Consider the following 18,679-nt stretch of genomic DNA (forward strand, 5'->3'; position numbering starts at 1 on the left):
AATATCGCGCAGCGCCCAGGTGCAAACGTCCGGCTCTGCCTGCTGTCCGTGCATGGCGGAGCCGGGTGCAAGCGGGGTGCATGGCAGATTTCTTGTTCGCAGTGATCCGGCGTGGCCAGGCCGGATCCGGTCGGTCCGGTTACCCTCATGCCGCACCGGCCCAATCTATGGCTGGCGCGGGCGCCTCGATAAGCCAGTGTGCCCGCGCCCCCTTTTCGCATCTGGTCCTCGCGAAGACATGCCGGGTCGGTCGAGCAGGCGCTTTGACAGCCATGCTGATGATTGCTTGCTCCACAGCCGATGTCCAAGCGCAATCGGAGGACGCAACGGCTGAAAGATCGCAATCTCTGCCTGCCAATGCCGAAATCGAAGAGAGGCGCCGCATTGGCGGTGACCCCATTCCGGAACCTTGCATTATTGTCGACATTGCTGGCCACAAGGCAGGGCATCTCGATTGCGCCACGCTGCGTTTGCAGGAGGCCGCCAATCTTGCCCAATCCGAGGCCCGGGCAGGGATTGATGCACCTGTCCCGCGGGCCGGCTCCCCCGACACCGAGGTCGGCGTAGCACACGAAGCGGCTACGCGTCTGCGCATGGGCAGCGCGCTTGGTCACTCGGTTACGAGTGAACGCCCCGTCCGCCCTCCTCAAGGGGTGAGGCCATGACCAACCTGTTTCCCGGTGAAGGCGACCGCAGCCTGCGGCCCTTCGCCTCCCAAAACCCGCACAACAGACAGATTACGGCCCCGCTTCCGGTTGCCGTTCATCTCATGGAGATGTTCCAATGATCGCCAATTCCCGCTCGCTTCGTCAGAAACTGCTAATCAGCGTGTCGCTGGGCAGCCTGCTTTTTTCCGGTGTCGCCGAAGCGCAAAGCGGGCGCATTTCGCGCGGGCGCGCCGGAGTTGATCCGGCGGCCGCGGCCGCGCGTGCCGCACAGCAGCAGGCGACCCGTCAGGCTGAAACCAACAGTGCCACGCAGCGTGCGGTGGCGGCCTTCCGCCGTGCTGCCGAGACCCGTGCCGCCATGCAGGACGCCCAGAACCAGGCGCGCGCCGCAGCCCGTGCTGCGCAAAGTCTGGTGTCCAATGGTCTCGGCGAAGGCGGTCTCAAGATTGCAGGTGATATCGAGATCGATCCGAGCCTGTGGCAGGGGGCCGATGCGCCCGTCGAGAGCGAGGGCGAGGACGGCCGCACGGTCGTGACGGTTGGCCAGACGGAAAGCAAGGCGATCCTGAGCTGGGACAGCTTCAATGTCGGTCGCGAAACCGATCTCGTTTTCGACCAGCAGGGCAATGCCGATTGGGCCGTCCTCAACCGTGTATTCGATATCAATCCCAGCCGTATCGAAGGCTCGATTACTGCCGATGGCACGGTGCTGGTAATGAACCGCAACGGTGTGATTTTCGGCGGGTCAAGCAGCGTCAATGTTCGCAATCTGATCGCCGCGAGTGCGGATATCGCGAACGACGCATTTCTCGAAAGCGGGATCTATTCGGGCCTTGCGGGGCAAAACTATGTCCCCTCCTTCACCGATGCCGGCGGCGCGATAAAAGTCGAAGCGGGCGCACAGATCACGACCAGCGAGCCCGAAAGCGTGACTGCAGGCGGCGGCTATGTTCTGCTCATGGGGACCGAAGTCGTCAATGAGGGCACAATTACCACGCCCAGAGGTCAGGCGCTGCTTGCCGCCGGCGACGATTTCATTGTCCGTCCGGGCTATGGCACGGAATCCAACGCTTCTTCGACCACACGCGGCAATGAAGTGCGGGGCTTTATCGACGAGGAATCGGAAAGTGGCACCGTCATTAATGCGGGTCTGATCGAGGCTTCGCAGGGCGACATCACCTTGACGGGTCGCACGATCCACCAGGATGGCGTTGTGCTGGCCACGACGAGCGTGAACCAGCGCGGCACGATCCACTTGCTGAACTCCGCTTCGGATGAACTCGGCTCGGTGACGCTCGGCGCGCATAGCCTGACCACCATCATGCCCGAGCTCGAAAGCGAAGACACGGCGCTCAACAGCCGGCGTGATGCGCTAGTCGAACAATCAGATAGCGCCAATGCGCGCCGGCATCTGGATTCCGTGACAGGCGGCTTCGACAATCTATCGCTGCTGGATGACCGCCTCGATCTCTCACGCATTGAGATCGTGACCGGCGGCAATGTTCTGTTCAAAGGCGGTTCGCAGACCCGGGCGCAGGGTGGCCAGGTCGCTGTACAGGCCGTCGGTATCGACAATCCGGCAGACGACGCGATCAATGGACGCATCATCGTGGAAGACGGTGCGCTGATCGATGTTTCAGGCGTGCAGGGTGTCGCGCTCGATATGGAGTCGAACTCCATCGTGGTGAACATCCAAGGCAACGAAATGCGAGACAGCCCGGTCAATCGCGAGAACGACGAGCTGCGCAGCCAGGACGTCTGGATCGATGTGCGTGACCTCGTCCTCTTGCCCGACGGCACCGGCGGTTATGAGGGCGATCGCTGGTACACGGCGGGCGGCTTCCTCGAAGTCGGCGGCTATCTCGGCAACATGGAGCATGGCATCGGCGAATGGACGGCCGTTGGCGGGACCATCGCCATGGCAGCCAGAGAAGTTGTTGCCGAACAGGGGGCCGTCTTCGATGTGTCGGGCGGTAGCCTCGACTATCAGGCCGGTTGGGTACGCTCCTCGCGTGTATTGGGCTCAGACGGTAAGCTCTACGATATTGGACAGCTTCCTGCGGGTGTCGCGGTGGTCAGCTACGGCAACGCCTTTACGCGCAAGCATGAGCGCTGGGGTGAAGCCTATACCGAAGTGTTCTCACATCCACTGTTCTCGAGCCGCAGCTATGCGCGCTGGGAGGACGGCTATTCGGTCGGGCGCGATGCCGGCCGCCTGATCCTTTCCGCGCCGACCGTGTTGATGGAAGGCGAAGTGGTCGCCGAAGTCGTCAATGGCGAGTGGCAGACCAAGGCCCGCGCCGACGGCATCACCGATGGCTATGATGTCGGCGCGCATACGGTCGCCAAAGCCGGATCGCTGATCATCGGGGGCAATGCGGCGCTGGGTTCGCTCGGCTATACTTATGACAGCGATATTCGGGTCGATGATTTTGCCGATCTCGGCGGCGCCCTTGGCGAAGGCGGGCTGGTAAGCGAGGATCGCACCGGCACGGTCTGGCTCGACGCCGGCTATCTGAACGATCTCGCGCTGGGCGGGCTGGAGCTTAACACCAACACCACGATCGGCATCGATAGCGCGCTTACGCTTGCGGACGGCGGCGAGCTGGTGCTGCGCGGCGCCGACATCGGCATTAATGCCGATGTCACGGCCCGTTCGGGCAGCGTGCTGGCCACCAATGCCGTGCAACTGGCGCGCTATGTCGAAACCACGCCGCGCGCGGCGCTGATCGACGGCAGTTCGCGCATCGCGGTTGGCGAAGGCGTCACACTCGATATGCGCGGGCTGTGGGTCAATGCGCTGGAGGATGGCGGTGACGCCGGCCTGCTCGCCCATATCGATGGCGGTTCGGTCACGCTGGAATCCACCCATCTGGTTTCGGTCGGCGAGGATGCGTTGATCGACGTGTCGTCAGGCGCGGCGCTGCTGGCGGACCGCAGCTTTGCGGGCGGCACAGGCGGCGATGTGACGCTGCGGACCAATATGCGCGCTGGCGGCCAGAACGAGCATGGCGACGCCAATATCACGCTCGATGGAGACATTCTCGGCTATGGCGCGGCGGGCGCCGGCACGCTGACGATCGATTCCGGCGGCGCCGTCTCCATCGGCGGCGAGCTGCTGGAGAATAATGGCACGCTGGGCGCGGGTGAGACTGCCGAGGTCTATCTGACGCTGGGCGAGGATGTGAATTTTGCCGCCGGCGACACCATTCTCTTCGATTACAATGTTACACTGACAATGTTGGAGGCTGGTGCGACGGTCGGTGACGGCCAGATCCAACTCGATCGGAACGCACCGATCACATCATTGGTGACGCAGGCGGATTGGACTCCGCCCATGGTGCCCGGTGACGGCACAGCGTCGAACCCGATGCTGCAAATAAGATATACGCCGCCGGGAGAGACCCGCGTTACGAGCGTCATTCTGCGGCCCGGCCAGACGCCACCAACAATCCCGGCCGGTTCGACCATTACGACCCTCTATATGCCGTCAGGCACAATGCCGGACTTTGTCTTGCCGGGAGACGTCTTTCCGGACGGTGTTCCGATTAGACCGCTTAGAGTTGACTATGCGGCTGGCCAGATTCTGCCCCGCGAACTGAATCTTAAAGCCGGAACGACGATGCAGCCCGGCGCGACTTTCGAACATGATGTTGCAGTCAAGGAAACGCGCCAGATCGACACCGACGTGTTCGACAATGGCTTCGCCCAATACGCCGTTAACGGCCAGCAGGGACTGGTTGTGACCGAAGGCACGCAGATCGCGGTCGAGCGGCCCGTGTGGCGCGCCGCGGACGGGATGATCGACCTGCCCACCGGCAGCGATCCGATGGCAGCGCTCGAACTGTGGACCCCGCCGCTTTACATGGCGGATGTCGAGACCGGCACGGTGACGCAGCGCGCTGGCGCGAGCCTGTCGCTGCACGCGCTTCACTCCGATACGGATGGCTTTTCCGGCCCCATCGCCATTGAACGCGATGCGGAAATCCGTGTCGATCCAGGCCAGACCATCGATATTCGCAATGGCCTCAGATCGATGGATATCGACGGCCGCCTCGTCGCGCCGGGCGGGACGATCAATCTGGTCAACGATACGAGTACCTCCGTCGGCGCCAGCAATGCGGTTATGCTGCGTATCGGCGAGAATGCCGTGCTCGATGTGTCCGGCGACAGCTTCGTTACCACCGACGTGCAGGGACGCCGTTTCGGCCTGGTGCGCGATGGCGGCACGATCAATCTGGGGTCGGATCAGCGCTATCGGCATCCAAGCACCCACCTCTATCAAATCAGCCCCCTCGCCATCGTCATTGAGGACGGCGCCTATCTCGATCTTTCGGGCGGCGAGGAGACGCTGCTCGACATCTATCCCGATAGGTCAGGTGTGGCGGTTGCCGGCGACGGCGGCACGCTGGCGATCAGCAGCAATAACCGGATCGTGCTCGATGGCACGGTCGATGCCGGCGCGGGCGGGCAGAACGCCTTTGGCGGCACGCTCGACATCATGCTGGAAGGCACCTTCGCCAGTGGCGAAACGGATGCCCATCCGCTGCGTACGGTAACGATCGGCGCCGAGCGTTCCACTGCCGAGGATGCGAGCGGGCATGGCCGCATGGTGCTGGGCGTCGATCAGATCGAAGCTGGCGGTTATGACAGCCTGTCGATCTGGGCTCGCGACGAAATCCGGTTTGAAGGCGATGTCGATCTGGCGTTGGGCCGGTCGATCAATCTTTCGCACGGCATTTTCTCGCTGTCGCAGGATACGCTCGATGCGAGCGTCAATATTGCCGCGCCTTATATCCGCTTCGGCGGGCGAGGTCCGCGGCCGGTGCCGCCAGGTAGCGATAGCGGCAGCAATTCGGGCTATTTCCCCGGTGTGATCGATCAATATCTGATTGGTTCGGCCCTACTCGATCCGAATAGCCGCTTCGTGGCTGAAGCAGGCCTGATCGATATCGTGGACGGGGCGACGGTGTTCGGTGGCAAGTCCGAACGGAGCACCGGCGTAAGCGGCTCCACCGAAGTGGAACTGCCTGGCTTTGCCTCGGTCGATCTTATCAGCAGCGGGGACATGCGCTTCACCGATGGCGGTCTCGTCGCCCAGCGCGAACTGACCCTGACGGCCGAGCGGCTCTATCCCACGACCCATGCCGCCGGCCGCATCCAAGTGGGCGTTGGACCCGGTGGCACAAACGGCGATCCCGAAGAAGACGCGGTGATCCGCTTCCGCCGCTATGGATCGGGCGAGCTTGCCACCCCGCATTCGGTTTTCGGCAAACTGTTCATCCTTGCGCCTAGGGTCGAGCAAGGCGGCGCACTCTTCGCGCCACTGGGAGAGATATCCTTCGGCACGGTGAGCAATAACCGGATGCCGAGCACCTTCCCCTCGTATCTGTCTCGCTATCCGGTTTCCGAGGTGATTTTGCAGGCGGGCAGCCTCACTTCGCTTTCGGCCGAAGGACTCGTTCTGCCTTATGGCGGCACCGTCGATGGCATCCAGTATCGCTATAACGGCCGGGAGGTCGAATTCGATTACGTCGGCGGCAACGAATCAGAGCAACAGGATCGCACCAGTGGCGGGCTGATCTTCGGTGCCAGTGACTTCACGGCGGAAGAAGGCGCGGTAATCGATGTGACGGGTGGCGGCACCTTGCAGGGCGCAGGTTTTCGCTCAGGCCGAGGTGGCTCGGTCGATCTGCGTTACACGCCGCTCGGCAACAGCAACCCATATTACGGCAGTGCTGAGGGGCGCGAGGTCTATGCTATCCTGCCCGGCTATGAGAGCGGCTATGCGCCGGTGGACCCGACCTTCGGCGATGTGCCGCTGGGCCGCCAGATCACCATCGGCGACGACGTGCCCGGCCTGCCTGCCGGCACCTATACGCTGCTGCCAGCCGAATATGCGCTGATGCCGGGCGCTTTCCGCGTCGAACTGGGCGCGGAGGTGCCGTTCGATGCGGGCCGCAACTCCACCACGGCGGGTATCACCCGCACCACGGCGCGGATGGGGACGGCGAACAGCGATATCTACGACGCGCTGCCGCGCGACATCATGGTGATGTCCGGCGAGACGCTGCGTGAGCATTCCGATTACAACATGACCACCATGACGGAATGGGCGGAGGCCGAGATGGCTCGCTACGGCAATCCGCGCATTCTCAACGCCTTTCTGCCCGCCGACGTCCGGCCGATCGGCTTCGATTTCGCGTGGTTCAGCCCTTTTGGCACCCCCGCCGATCCCGAGACCGTCAGCGTCAGCTTTGACGGCACCCTGCTCAACGATGCGGCCGAAGGCGGCCGAGGCGGAATGGTCAACTTCTATGGTGCGCCGATCGAAGTGCTCGGCACTGAGGGAGAAGCGTCCAGCGAGCACGTCACCTTGCGCGACAGCGATCTGAACGCGCTCGGCGCGGATGTGCTCGGTCTCGCCATCAACGGCGTAAGCGATCTCGGCCTGGGCGTTAGCGGCAATATCGTCCTTCGCTCCGGCTCCGAGTTGAAAGCCGGCACGGTTCTGCTCGGCGGCACGTCCGGTGCCAACCAGGTCGTAATCGAGGACAATGCAAGCATCGATACCCGCGGCCTCGGTGAAGCAGGCTGGACGCTGGAGAACGGTTTCCTGCTTGACACTGTCACCCGCGACGCCAGCTTCGTTGCGGTCAGCAACGATACGCTGTCGTTCGGACAGGTGGTCGGAGAAGGTAGCATCTCTATCGCCGACGGGGCCTCGCTCCAGTCCGACGGCACGGTCGCGCTGGTCGGTCCCGGCGGCGTGGAACTGGGCGATATCCGCCTGACAGCCGGCGATCTGCTGCTGGTGGTGGAAGACATCAATATCGGCGAGGAGGCTGCGCTAGCCGCCGCGGATGAGGCAGGCGTGCTGTCACCCGGATGGCAGCTCAGCCAGACGATCCTCGACGGGCTGCTGCGCCCCTCCGAAGGCGACGGCTTCGGCAGTCTGCGCCTCCAGGCGTCGAACTCGATCAATTTCCTTGGCGATGTCACGCTCGACACCTTCGATCCGGCAACGGGAGAATCCTCCGCGTCGATCAGCCTTATCAGCCCCGCCATTTATGGGCTGGGTGACGAAGGCGACACAGCGACCATACGCACCGATCGCCTCGTCTTGGCCGGGCTGATCTACGGCGTGCGCCGCAACATCTCGACGATCGACTGGTTCGTGGCGGAACCCGGCCCGGTCATCCCGGATGGCGCCGGCACCGGCGCGGGCGCGTTCCGCGTCGAGGCGCGCGAGGTGCTGTTCGGTGATGGTGAAGGTGCATTTCTGAACCCCGCGACCAATCTCGAACGGCCGCAGTTGATGCTCGGCTTTGAGGATGTGGAATTCGCCGCATCGGAACGGATCACATCGAACTATACCGGTTCGCTCAGCGTCTATCGCGAACAGACCGGCGAGGACACTTTCGTCGGCGGCAACCTGGCGTTGACCACCGCCCTGCTGACGGGCGAGGCCGGGTCGAACATGGCCTATAACGCCGGTGGAAACCTCGTGGTCGGCAGGCCCGACGACGCGGGCGATGTCGACCTGACAGACCAGGACTTCGGCGCGCAGATCCGCCTGTCCGGTGGAACGGTGGATATTGCCGGTACCATTGCCGCGCCCAGCGGCCTGCTGGAAGTCCGCTCCGAAGGCGACCTGACGCTGGCCGATGGCGCGGTGATCGACCTTTCGGGCCGGCCGGTCGAGTTCTTCGAGGAAGTGCGCCACGGCTTCGGCGGCGATCTGGTGCTGACGAGCCTTGGCGGTTCGATCCTTCAGTCGGCGGACAGCACGATCGACGTATCCGCCGATTACAGCGACAGCGGCACGATCACAGCCATTGCCAATGAAGGCCGCGTCGATCTGGCAGGCACGCTGATCTCCGGCCACACACCGGCCGAAGGCGATGAAGACAGCGCCGATTATCGCGGCGGCTCGGTCGACGTGCGCGCCGGCGAGATCGTCGATTTCGTCGGTCTCAACCAGCGGCTCAATGCAAGCGGCTTCGATTACCTGCGCCGGTTCGAGACCGGTGCCGGCGATCTCACCATCGGCAGCGAGGTGCAGGCGCAGCATATTTCGGTCACGGCCAATGGCGGCGATCTGACGGTGAATGGGACGCTGCGCGGCGGCGGGCAATATGCCGGCAGCATCCGCCTGGCGGCGCGCGACAATCTGATCGTCAGCGATGGCGCGGTGCTCGACGCCAGCGGCGAGGAACTGCGGCTCGACAGCGACGGCGGCGCTATCGAAGGCGCCAATCGTGCGCTGATCGATCTTACCTCGACGGAGGGCCGCCTTGTGCTGGGCGATGGCGTGGCGATGGATGTCGGCGCTGCGGGCGAGGTGCTCGGCACCATCGACCTCAATGCCCGGCGCCTCGGCGGCGCGCGCGGCAACGATGTCGCGGTTGATACGGGCAGCGGACTCTCCGTGGACGGCGCCAAGCGCGTCGCGGTCAACGGCTTCTGGCGCTATGACGATGCTCCGGTAGACCCGGAGGACGCCGACGGGCAGATCGTCGACCAGGCCTATCTCGACCGCCTGCATGGCGACAGCACGGCCTTCATCGACGGCGCGCTCGCCAATGGTGCGCTCCAGTCGCGGCTCGCCGGGCTGCGGCAGGCGACGGGCAGCGCGCTCCAACTCCGCCCGGGTATCGAAATTGTCAGCGCGACCGAAAACGGCAGTTTGCGCGTGGCCGATGATCTGGACTTTTCCGGTTATCGCTACGGCCCGGATGCCAATCCGGCGGTGCGCGGCAGCGGCTTTGCCGGTGTCGTCTCGCTGCGCGCGGGCGGCGATCTGATCGTCAATGGCAACATCAATGACGGCTTCGACCTGCCGCCGGTGACGCCGGACAGCATCTACAATATCGAGATGACCGGCCGGCTGAACGCGGACTATGTTCTGCCCTTGGACATGGCCATGGAAGCCGGGTGGAGCATCGGATCCGCCTATAGTTATGAATATTCGCTACCGTTCGATCTGCATCCCAGCTCCCCTTTCACGATCTATACCCAGGCGGGAACTTATCCGGTCGACGTCTCCCTGACGCGTTCGACGAACGCTTTTAACCAGACGCTTGCTGGTGGCGCCATCTTGCCCGACGGGGCGATCGTGACCGATGTTGCCACCGGCATCACTTATGAAGGCCATATTCCGGCCGGGACGGAGTTGGGTCAGGCTTCCCTCCCCGCCGGGACTATCCTGGGTAAGGGGACCCAGGTATGGACCAATGCGCAGATCACCGTGTCCAAGGTTCCAGCAGGTACGCCGCTTCTGGGCTTCCGGATTAGCTCTGCGCCGGAGTTCGACCAGTCCTTCACGCTCCCTGCCGGGCAGGTTCTGCCGCGCTATTTCACGCTCACCACGCTCACTTCGATCGAACCGGTGGAGGAAACCATATGGGCCGCCGCGCCCATGCTCGCCTCCGGTTCCGAAAGCTGGGACATGCAAATGGTGGCGGGCGCCAATCTGACATCCGCCGATTTCCGCGCCGTGCGGCAGGATGGCGTGGGGGATATGGTCCTCGACAATCCCTTTTCGGTCGTGGTGGAATATGGGGTGGATCAGCAATATGAAGGCGTCAGCGTCATCCGCACCGGCACCGGCGACCTCGATCTGATTGCGGCGCGCGATTACCGGCAGGAATCGCGTTTCGGTATCTATACCGCCGGAACCTGGATCGACACAGAAGCTACCCGGCCGGGCGGTTCGCTCAATCTTCCTCGTGCGACATTCGCCGACGGGTCTGTGCTGGGCAGCGATTTTAGCGAGTATGAGGGTGCGGTCGCCGATTATCAGCCGTGGTTCACGACCGGCGGCGGCCATGTCACCGTCGATGTCGGGCGCGACATGTTCGGCCATATGTCGGGACAGCAAGTTGGCACGCAAACGCGCTCCAACCACGCAGTCGGCGACTGGCTGTGGCATCAGGGCGCGCCGGAAATCGGGCAGCAGACCGCCTGGTGGATCAATTTCGGTACCTATGCGAACAGGCGCCTGCCTGCCTTCGACGGCATCGGCACGCTGGGCGGCGGCAATCTGACGGTCTCCGCCGGCCGCGATTTCGGTGCATATGACTATGTCACCAATGTTGGCCATCCTGGCGCGCTGGCGCTGGCGGTGGGATCGTCAGGCTGGGTCGATAGCGATGGCACGATCCATCGTAGCGGCGGCGGCGACCTGTCGCTCAGCGTCGGTGGCCAGATCAATCCGGTGCAGAGCCGTTATGGCGATATAAACACGAATGCACCCGGAACCGTGACCAATCTGCGCGGCGATATCGATATCACCGCCGGAACCATCGGGCAGGTCTGGAAGACCTATGAAATCACCAACACCGAAAGCGATCGGGATCCTCGGCCGGACAGCTATTCGCAAGCGAATGCCACGCACCAATATGGCACGCTCGCGGTCCTGCCCGGTGATGGGACGACGACCCTCAACAGCCGCGGCGACATGGTGGCTACGGTGTTCGATCCCGGATTGCGGGATACGCCGGCCTTGCTCGGCGTGGAGATCGATGGGCAGAACGGCGCCTTGCAAAGCTGGTTCACTCAGTTCACCGACGCCACGCACGTCAACCTCTTCTCGGCCGGTGGTGACCTGTCGGTCGGGGCGCTGGGCGGCTATCAGGGGCCGGCGCATCTCAGCGCCATCGCCGCCAATGGCAGCCTCTATGGAATGGGCCGCGTTGCGGGCGGCGAAAGTATCGATTTGCAGGCCTCCGACAACAGTACGGCCGAATTCCTGGCCGCCGACACTATCTATTATCTCTGGGTTCGCACCTCCGGCGCGCCAGAATCCATGTTGGCCACACCGCAAAACCCTGCTTGGGGCGTACTGCCCGGAAGCCAAGGCGGTAACCCGATCCTCACAAATGTGTCGGGGAACTACAATTACGGTGATGTTCTTGCGCGAGGCACCGATACGGCGGTCGTGCGCACGCAGAAGGTCGATCCGGTGCTGATCTATGCGCGGGATGGCGATATCATCAATGCCAATTTCGGCACGCTCTTCACCAACACCACGACGGATGAGGTTGCCTACCGTTCCGGCCATCCGGCCTATATTCGGGCTGGCCGTGATATCGTCGGACTTGGCTCAGGGACGCCCAGCTTCAGCGGTTCCGGTTCGCTGTTCGTGCACAGTTTCGCCGACGATATCTCGATTATCGATGCCGGTCGCGACCTGATCTGGATCAACGCCATGGTGGCCGGGCCGGGCACGCTGGAATTGAATGCAGGCCGCAACTTCTATCAGGATGACAAGGGCGTGTTGCGCTCTGTTGGTCTGGTCGGTTCCAGCGCCAGCAGCGAACCGACCGGCGGCGCGGACATCGCCGTCACTGTTGGTGCCGGCGCCGATGGACCGAACTTCGCCGCCGTGCGCGATGCCTATCTCGATCCGGCCAATCTCGCCGATCCCGAACGCCCGCTCACCGATCAGGACGGCAAAGTCGCCAAGGTCTATACCGAGGAATTGGCCGAATGGCTGGAGGGTCGCTGGTCCGACGATGCCGAGCAGTTCAGCAGCGACGAGGAGGCCCTTGCCTATTTCGATGCCCTTGCGCCCGAGCACCAGCGCATCTTCCTGCGCGACATCTACTACGAAGAACTCCGCATCGGCGGACGCGAATATAGCGGCAAGATCGAGAGTGGCCGGCGCGGTTCCTATCTGCGCGGCCGGCAAATGGTCGAAACGATGTTCCCCGGCATCGATAGCGAGGAAGGCACCTCGCCCTATGAAGGCGAGTTCGTGCAATTCTCCACGGGGCGCGCCGCCGGCATGATCCGCACCGAATTCGGCGGCGACATTCAGATGCTCGCACCGGGTGGCGGGGTCACGCTGGGCCTCGATGCGATCCGCCCCGAAAATGGCGATAACGGCTTTCTGACCCAGGGCACCGGTAATGTGCAGATCTACAGCCAGGGCGATATCGCGCTGGGTCTGTCGCGCATCTTCACCACCTTCGGTGGCGATATCTTCGGATGGTCGGCAGCCGGGGACATCAATGCCGGGCGCGGCGCCAATACGACCGTGCTCTACACGCCGCCGCGGCGCGTCTATGACGATATCGGCAATGTAGCGCTCTCGCCGCAGGTGCCCAGTACCGGCGCGGGGATCGCCACGTTGGCGCCGCTCCCGGAAATCCCGTCCGGCGACGTCGACCTCATCGCGCCGCTGGGCGTGATCGACGCGGGCGAAGCGGGCATCCGCGTTTCGGGCGACATCAACCTCGCCGCGTTGCAGATCCTCAATGCGGCGAACATCCAGGTAGAGGGCGAAGCGACCGGCATTCCGACTGTGGCAGCCGTCAATACCGGCGCGCTCACCGCGGCGTCTTCGGCCTCCACGGCGGTTGCCAACGAGGCGGCGCAGCTCGCCGAGCGCAACCGGCCGCAGCCCGTGCGCGACATTCCGGCCATCGTGAATGTCCGCTTCGTCGGGTTCGGCGACTAATCAGGAGCGGGGCGGTCCTGGACCGCCCCGCTACCACATCTCTCGGAGCAATCATGACACACAAGACACAGGCCGATCAGGCCGGGAATGCGCCCTCGCGGCCGCTCTTCTACAAAGTGCCGCAATTGTTGCATTCGCAGGTTCATTCTCGATGGCGGCTCAAGGATGGCGATGCCGCCTTTGCCGCCGAAGCGCCCTATGTCCCGATTCTCGTAAGCGAACTCGCCGCCGCTTCGCGCAACTATCCAATCGTCTTTGCCGGCGATGATGCGCAGCCCTTGGCCGTGCTTGGTCTGGAAAAGCGCAATCTGTTCGTCAAAGATGGCGTCTGGCGCGACGACAGCTACGTCCCCGCCTATGTCCGCCGCTACCCCTTCGCATTCGTGGCTACATCCGATCCGGATGGCTTCGCGCTTGCCATTGATGCAGGGTCGGAGCGAGTGATGGATGGCGGTGAAGAAGGCGTCCCGCTGTTCGAAAACGACAAACCTTCGGCATTGACGCAAAGCGCGCTTGATTTTTGCGGTGCCTTCCAGAACGACATTGCGACGACCCGCGCCTTTGCCGATGCCTTGAAAGCGCAGGACTTGCTGATCGACCGGCGCGCCGATGCGACATTGCCGGACGGTCGCAAGCTCGGGCTCGACGGCTTTCAGGTCATCGATGCCGAGAAGTTGTCCAAGCTGCCCGATGAGATCGTGCTCGAATGGCACAACAATGGCTATCTCGCCTGGGCCTATTTCCATCTCGCATCGCTGGACAGGTTCCAGTCTCTGCTGCGCCTTCAGGCTGCCATGCCAAAGTCACATCCAGATGTTTCACAGTCTGAACATTCCGATGGCGCACAAAAGCGCGCGAACCCCAAAACGAAAAAGGTCGCCTCATGATTACCCGTAGGACTCTGCTATCCGCCATCCTCCTCTCGAGCGCGTCGGTCGCCAGCGCGCAAACAGTCGGCGGGCCGCAACCTGCCGCGCAGCCACAAACCGCGTCGCAATCCCAGCCTCTCGGCGGGCCGGTGGTGGACGGCGTTTGCCTGCTTTCGCGCGAGGCGATCTTTGCCAATGCCGCTGTCGGCAAGGCAGCATCGGCACGCCTTGGGGAACTAACCGAAGCTGTGCAGGCTGAAGTGGATGCCGAACGCGCCCAGCTGGAAATCGATACCAGGGCACTGGAAGGCAACAGCGCAGCGACCGACGAGAACCGCCAGGCCCTCGCCACCAGATGGCAAGCCCTTCAGCGTAGAGCCGCACATGCAAGTCGCGAGATTGAAGCGACGCGCTCCAAGGCTATGAGCCGTATTGCGAATGAAGCGCAGCCGGTCATTGCCGAGGTCTATCGGCAGAAAAATTGCGGGCTGCTGTTCGACCGCAATTCCGCGCTTGGCGGCAATTTTGCGAACGACCTGACCTCCGATGTCGTCACCGCTCTGGATGCGAGAATTCAGACGATAACTTTCGAACGCGAACGCCTGCCCGACGTTCAGCCACAACCATCAGGGACCGATGCCGCGGTTCGCTAGACAACAGGGAAATCGCATCATGCTCTTGGCTATCGGCCTGATCGCTCTGGGCTTTGCCGCTGGTGTGCTCGTCACCGGCCTCGCAGCCTGCTTTATCTTCGGTTTGCTGCATGCCGAAGCCGTAAGGGCGGTGGAAAGCCATGGGGGCGTGAACCTGTTCTCCTATGGTTTTGCAAATTCTCCACCCGGGACGGTCAAGCCGGGAAGCTGGCAGGTGCGGTCATGAGCACCGCACACCATCCATGCAAGCAGTCATATTGCTTCCTCCCCGAAGCCCTGCTCGTCAGTGCGCTTTGCTGGGCGGCAATTTTTCGTCTGATCTTCGGAGTGTGACAATGATGCTGAAAAGCTTGACCGGTCGGCTCGCCGCCTTGATCGGCATTGTAATCGCGTCAAGCACGCCGCTGGCGGCCCAGTCTGTCTCTCCATCGGCTGCACCTGTTGAATGGGTGCGCTATGCCGAGCAGGTCCAGACCGCCCTTACCGGCTTGCTCAAAGGCGATAGTGAGGCCGCGCTGCGCTTCCGATCCTATGTCGATGGCATGCGCAACGCCCAGAACCAACAATCCTCCTCGCTCTTGCTGAAAGTCTGGATCGCTGACGATGGTACTGTTTCCAGGATCGACTTCACGCCCTTCGCTCATGAGGAGGCCAATGCCGATTTGCGCAGCCTGATCGAGGGAAAACGCCTGGACACATTACCGCCGCCCGATATGTTGCAGCCCTTGCACCTCGTGGTCGAACTGCAATCTGCTCCTGCTGATGGTCCGGTGACGGCCAACGCTTTGGGCGCAACTCCCAACTAGAGAATTGGAATTGTAACTGATGACTGGAAATGAACTGATCGAAAAACTGTCCGCCGACCTGGCGATGACCAAGAAAGATGTAAAAGCAATCGTTGATGGTGTCTTTACGGCCATCAGTGACGCGGCGGCAAAGGGCGATGAAATCGCGATCAATGGCTTCGGTAAATTCTCGGTCAAACGAACTCCCGCACGCGACGGGCGCAACCCGCGTACCGGCGAGCCCATGACCATCAAGGCTGCCAACAAGATCGGTTTCCGCCCTGCCAAGGCGCTCAAGGACAAACTTAACGGTCGCTCGGCCTGAGCGCACCGCTTTCAACAAGGCCGCGATCAGACGAAATTCTGCAATAAGGGGGCGGCACTATCGCAATAGCCGGAAGGGGGATGCGATGAAGCTTGCCGTCTACAATGTCGAAAATCTGTTCGATCGCGCCAAGGCGATGAACCTCGATACCTGGGAGCAGGGGCGCCCGGTACTCGAGAAATTCGCCCAACTCAACGAACTGCTGGGGCAGATCGACTATTCTGCGGCCGACAAGACCCGCATGGCTGAACTCATGGCCGCACTTGGTCTGGAGAAATCGGACACCGGCCCGTTCGTGCTCCTGCGCCGCAACCGCGGTGGTCTCCTGCGCCGGCCGCGGGATGGAGGTATCCATATCGAGGCGAACGGGCGCGCCGATTGGGTCGGCTCGCTCGAGCTGCGCGATGAACCCGTCAATGAGCACGCCATGCGCAACACCGCGCGCGTGATGATGGATCTCGATGCCGATGTCCTGGGTGTCGTCGAGGCCGAAAGCCGCCCCGTCCTCGCCGCCTTCAACACCGAGATCTTGCCCGCCTTGGGCGGCACGCCCTTGCGCCATGTGATGCTGATCGATGGCAATGACGAACGCGGTATCGATGTCGGGCTGATGAGCCGCGAAGGCTATCCTATCGGGCGGATGCGCAGCCATGTCGACGATCGCCTGGCCAACGGGCAAACGATCTTTTCGCGCGATTGTCCCGAATTCGAGGTGACGACGCCCTCGGGCGTCCGGCTTGTCATCCTGGTCAATCACTTCAAGAGCAAAGGCTATGGTTCGACAGCCTCGTCCAACGCCCGCCGCCGCGTCCAGGCCGCACGCGTTGCCGAGATCTATCGCGAGCTGAGCGGAAATGGCGTCGAACATGTCGCCATCATGGGCGATTTCAACGATACGCCCGGAAGCGCGCCGCTCGCGCCGCTGCTCGATGATACCGACCTTAAGGACATCTTCGAACATCCAGCGTTCGACGATGGCGGATGGCCGGGCACTTACGACCTGTGCAATGCCAGCAACAAGATCGACTATATCCTGTTGTCGCCGTCACTCTTCGAGCGGGTACAGGCTGGCGGAGTGTTCCGCAAAGGCATGTGGCCCGGCTCGCGACCGCGCCGCTGGGAGCCCTATGACGAGGTCGGACGCAAACAGGATGCCGGCTCTGATCACGCCGCGATCTGGGCCGATATCGACATCTGACCGCGGGTTCGGCCATGACCGCGAGACCTCTTGTGTCCGGGACCGATCATTTCCATTTAATCTGGAATTTTCTGGAACATTATGCTATAGGTATGGTCAGAGAAGCCAGTTGAGGACCGCAGATGACGGACATTGCCGAGCTCACACCGATCACGGGCGACATTGCCGCTTCGGCCGACGTGACCATTAACACGAAGGGAGGATCGGTTACGGCGATCCTTAAGAAATCGCTTCGCGACCGCCTGGGTGCGCTCAGCGATCACCTGGCTGGCGCGGCGCTTCAGTTCGCTTCCGGCCAGTCTGTTCTCTTGCTTGCCGGTGCCGGTTCTGGTGCGCTGGCTGGCGCAGTGCGCGTCCGCAAGACGGGCCAGAACCGCTTTGAAATCGTTCTCGACGGGGACGAGGCCGAGGAGATCGACGAGGTTACGGCCACTTTCCTGCGGCTCAAAAAGGATCAGTTCGAAAAGGGCCTGCTCAATCTTTCCGAGCCGATGACTGCGGTGGACTGGCGCAAACAGATGGATGCCGACTTGGCGGATGTTCGCGAGGTTCTCGCCGAGGTGGACCAGAAATAAGGTCGCCTTGCGTGCGGCAAAAGGTAGCGGAGAGGTGAAGCGTGACCGAGCCGGATCGCGGCGCCATACTTTACGAGGACGAAGATTCCTTTCGCGCGCAACGCCGCCAGGCGGCCGAAGACTGCGTTGCCGAGTTCCGCGCGGCATCGGCCTTGGTCGATGGCTCCGAGGCGCGCCTGCGGCCCGTCATAAAGGCGCTGCGCGCCCTTGATGCCTTCGCCAAGGAGGTCGAGCGCCTGACCGCCCAGCGCGGCTTTGCTGCGCTTCCCGAGTTCAAGCGCGGCACAGAACGGTTCGATGGCTACCACCAGCTCACCGAGGCACCCTGGCGCGGCATTTTCCTGGTAAGTCGCGACGGCGGTCAGGTCGTCGGCCTCGTCTTTTCGCGCCATCCGCACAAGCTGGAAGAGAGGCTCGGCGAGATCGCGCAGGGCTACCGGCACATCGGCAGCGATGAGCCGGAAAAGGAAGAATCCGATGGCGACTAAGGTGCCCGCCCCGCGCACGTCGAATGGAACCCTCCCCCTCCAGCTGGCGACGGCGGCCGCGATCCTGTTTTCGTTCGGCGGTATCGCCCTTGCCGCCCTGGCCAATAGCCCGGCCGACGGCGGACGGGGCGGTGCCATCGCTGTCGCGCTCACCTTCTTCATGCTGTTCATGGGCCGCGGGACAGCCGAGCAGGCTGCGGAGACGGCATTGCCGCCCAGTGGCGACCCGGTGGAGGATCTGCGGCGCGAGTTCGATCCGACCAAGGCGGCAGTCAACGCCATGCTCGACTGGAGCAATAAGGAGAAGCGCTATCTTGCCGCATCCAGCGTGATCGGCACGCTTGTCTGGGGCTTCGGCGACCTCCTCGCCGCGTGGCTTTGCGCGGCTTAAGCCGCGCTTCGGGTGTGCGCGAAGTTGTTCCCCATTTGGACCGCTGTGATCGACCACTTCCCCGCCCGATTTCTGACGGCAAAGACCTTGGTTTCACGCAGATTTCCTAGCCCAAACCGGGCTTGAGGAGAAGAGTCGAGGATGCATGCTTGATCTCACCCGGGACCGAATTGGTAACAGATAGCCATCGCGTTGAGGCAAACTGCGGGAGTTCTATGGGCCTCTGCGAGGTGGTGATCGTGCATCAACTGAGGCGCCGAA

The 18,679-nt window shown here is 62.7% G+C and carries 12 protein-coding genes; all 12 read left to right on the forward strand.

The genetic code is table 11. From position 1 onward, the window contains the following. Positions 1–80 precede the first annotated feature (80 nt). The 12 genes from D6851_RS04090 to D6851_RS04140 all read left to right on the forward strand — a co-directional run bounded on the left by D6851_RS04090 (position 81) and on the right by D6851_RS04140 (position 18,418). Positions 81–665: a hypothetical protein gene (locus D6851_RS04090; protein ID WP_120323616.1), complete on the forward strand. Its 585-nt coding sequence runs from the start codon at positions 81–83 to the stop codon at positions 663–665. After that, positions 662–787, forward strand: a complete 126-nt coding sequence (locus D6851_RS18170; RefSeq protein WP_274379041.1) for a hypothetical protein — start codon at positions 662–664, stop codon at positions 785–787. Before D6851_RS04090 ends, D6851_RS18170 begins: the two co-directional genes overlap by 4 nt. Continuing rightward, on the forward strand, positions 784–13,134 hold the full coding sequence (locus D6851_RS04095; protein WP_120323617.1) for a filamentous haemagglutinin family protein: 12,351 nt from the start codon (positions 784–786) through the stop codon (positions 13,132–13,134). Before D6851_RS18170 ends, D6851_RS04095 begins: the two co-directional genes overlap by 4 nt. Before the next feature lie 53 nt (positions 13,135–13,187). After that, positions 13,188–14,021: a SapC family protein gene (locus D6851_RS04100; protein ID WP_120323618.1), complete on the forward strand. Its 834-nt coding sequence runs from the start codon at positions 13,188–13,190 to the stop codon at positions 14,019–14,021. Then, the gene (locus tag D6851_RS04105; protein ID WP_120323619.1) at positions 14,018–14,656 is read left to right on the forward strand and encodes an OmpH family outer membrane protein; all 639 of its coding nucleotides are present in this window, start codon (positions 14,018–14,020) and stop codon (positions 14,654–14,656) included. Before D6851_RS04100 ends, D6851_RS04105 begins: the two co-directional genes overlap by 4 nt. Before the next feature lie 19 nt (positions 14,657–14,675). Further along, positions 14,676–14,882, forward strand: a complete 207-nt coding sequence (locus D6851_RS04110) for a hypothetical protein (RefSeq protein ID WP_120323620.1) — start codon at positions 14,676–14,678, stop codon at positions 14,880–14,882. A gap of 109 nt (positions 14,883–14,991) precedes the next feature. Further along, complete coding sequence (locus D6851_RS04115) at positions 14,992–15,462, forward strand: hypothetical protein (protein ID WP_120323621.1); 471 nt, start codon at positions 14,992–14,994, stop codon at positions 15,460–15,462. 19 nt (positions 15,463–15,481) lie between these two features. Further along, positions 15,482–15,766 carry an HU family DNA-binding protein gene (locus tag D6851_RS04120; RefSeq protein WP_120323622.1) on the forward strand — a complete coding sequence of 95 codons (285 nt, stop codon included), beginning with the start codon at positions 15,482–15,484 and terminating at the stop codon, positions 15,764–15,766. Positions 15,767–15,851: 85 nt separating this feature from the next. Next, positions 15,852–16,964: an endonuclease/exonuclease/phosphatase family protein gene (locus D6851_RS04125; protein ID WP_120323623.1), complete on the forward strand. Its 1,113-nt coding sequence runs from the start codon at positions 15,852–15,854 to the stop codon at positions 16,962–16,964. Positions 16,965–17,086: 122 nt separating this feature from the next. Beyond that, the gene (locus D6851_RS04130; RefSeq protein WP_120323624.1) at positions 17,087–17,539 is read left to right on the forward strand and encodes a hypothetical protein; all 453 of its coding nucleotides are present in this window, start codon (positions 17,087–17,089) and stop codon (positions 17,537–17,539) included. Between the two features lie 41 nt (positions 17,540–17,580). Beyond that, complete coding sequence (locus tag D6851_RS04135; protein ID WP_120323625.1) at positions 17,581–18,027, forward strand: hypothetical protein; 447 nt, start codon at positions 17,581–17,583, stop codon at positions 18,025–18,027. Continuing rightward, on the forward strand, positions 18,017–18,418 hold the full coding sequence (locus D6851_RS04140) for a hypothetical protein (protein ID WP_120323626.1): 402 nt from the start codon (positions 18,017–18,019) through the stop codon (positions 18,416–18,418). The genes D6851_RS04135 and D6851_RS04140 overlap by 11 nt, the downstream gene beginning before the upstream one ends. Positions 18,419–18,679: the final 261 nt, after the last annotated feature.

It is taken from the genome of Altericroceibacterium spongiae (assembly GCF_003610805.1).
Lineage (GTDB): Bacteria > Pseudomonadota > Alphaproteobacteria > Sphingomonadales > Sphingomonadaceae > Altericroceibacterium > Altericroceibacterium spongiae.